We start from the raw sequence: 1,583 nt of genomic DNA, 5'->3' as shown, positions 1-1,583 counted from the left end.
GTAGATGACTAAGCACACAACCGAAAGCACTGCGTTCATAGCAAAAATCCATTGGAACCCACCGTCCATTTTTAATAATAGAATGCCTAGAAATGGCCCTATTGCTGTTGCTAATATGGCACTTAAACTGTAGTAGCCTATGCCTTCTCCCTTACGAGTATTCGGTAAGATTTGAGCAATAATCGTGCCGGTAGCTGTTCCTGCAATACCAACAGCAATCCCTTGAAGTAGTCTATTAACAATAAGAAGTCCAATATTAAAAGTCGCAAAATATAAGGCAGATGTAATCGTAAAAAATATTAATCCTATCCACAATGTTTTTTGAGTCCCTATATTACCTATAACTCTACCTGCCCCTAATCTGCCTATTAGAGACCCTATTATGAAAATACTTGATACTAGACCTGCTGTGCTAGTAGTTGCTCCATATTCTGACTGAGCATAAGAAGCAATCGTAACGATTAATAAGTAAAACATTAAAGTAATTATAAAATTAATCAAGGAAATGAAAAGAAATTCCTTTGTCCATAATTTTTCTTTTATCACTGCCATCATCTTCCCTTTATATTAACAAGTAGATTTTCTAATACTCGTTCTGTAATTTTTCTTTCTTCTTCCGAAATCCCTTTTAATAAGTCCATTTGAAAGGCTTCTACTATTAATTTTGCCTCCTTATATTTCAAAACACCTAGACTTGTTAAATGCATTACTTTTTGTCGCTTATCCTGACCTGTACCTATGTAGATTAGGTCTTGATCTACTAGCTTTTGGGCAATCGGAGTTACGGACGGCTTTTCTACTCTCCAATAAGCTGCTACATCCGTAAAAGTTGAAGGCCCCTCTTCTTGCAAGATACGTATAAGCCCCCACTGTATTTCTGTTAAGCCTAGTGGCATCAATAAGTCATGCATTTTGCTACTATATGGTCGAGAAATCAATTTTAGAGTAGTAAAAAAAGGTTGCATTCCATTTCCTCCTTAATTAGTTAGTTAGGCTAACTAATTTTAAACGTTTAAATTATGTTTGTAAAGAAAACATTTCTTGCCATTTACATTTCAAATACTTATATTTTTTATAAGGGGGAGTTTTTATGGAAATGAGGCTAGCAAATGAAGAAGATTGGGAGCAAATCAAGTATATTTATGAAGCAGGTATCTCTACAGGTAACGCAACCTTTGAGACGAGTGCCCCATCTTCATATGAACAATGGATTTCAACAGCAGACAAGCTATGTACCTTCGTCATGTTACATAATGACGCAGTAAAAGGCTGGTGCAGACTTAGCCCTGTCTCATACAGGGCTGTTTACGCAGGAGTTGGGGAAGTAGGTATATACGTTCATCCAAAAGCAATCGGTCTAGGAATTGGAAATAAGTTACTTGGAAAATTGATCGCTAGTTCAGAAGAACAAGGCTATTGGATGCTACAGGCAAGTATATTTCCAGAAAACAAGGCTAGTATAGAACTTCACAAGAAAAACGGATTTAGAGTGGTGGGATATCGAGAGCGAATTGGAAAGCATAATGGAGAATGGAGAGATAACTTACTTTTAGAACGAAGAAGCAAGTACATTGGTAACGATT

At 36.4% G+C, this 1,583-nt stretch carries 3 protein-coding genes; 1 reads left to right on the top strand and 2 read right to left on the bottom strand.

Annotated elements, in window-relative coordinates; all coding sequences use genetic code 11:
• Together AC06OU_RS05980 and AC06OU_RS05975 are read right to left on the bottom strand one after the other, a co-directional pair.
• On the bottom strand, positions 1–552 hold a 552-nt coding region (locus AC06OU_RS05980; protein ID WP_475854614.1), incomplete at its 3' end, for an MFS transporter.
• Positions 552–965, bottom strand: a complete 414-nt coding sequence (locus tag AC06OU_RS05975) for a MarR family winged helix-turn-helix transcriptional regulator (protein WP_475854613.1) — start codon at positions 963–965, stop codon at positions 552–554. The genes AC06OU_RS05975 and AC06OU_RS05980, both read right to left, overlap by 1 nt.
• A 125-nt stretch (positions 966–1,090) precedes the next feature.
• Between AC06OU_RS05975 and AC06OU_RS05970 the strand changes: the two genes are divergently transcribed.
• Positions 1,091–1,583, top strand: a 493-nt coding sequence (locus AC06OU_RS05970; RefSeq protein WP_475854612.1) for an N-acetyltransferase family protein, incomplete at its 3' end; no start/stop codon positions are given.

The sequence above is a fragment of the Psychrobacillus sp. genome (assembly GCF_056205495.1).
The sequence above is the reverse complement of the archived record's forward strand: the minus strand, read 5'-3'. Positions and strand labels throughout refer to the sequence as shown.

What these genes read in the sequence shown, in the direction of transcription:
- AC06OU_RS05975 (WP_475854613.1), bottom strand. Translation starts at nt 965, where the DNA reads ATGCAACCTTTTTTTACTACTCTAAAATTGATTTCTCGACCATATAGT.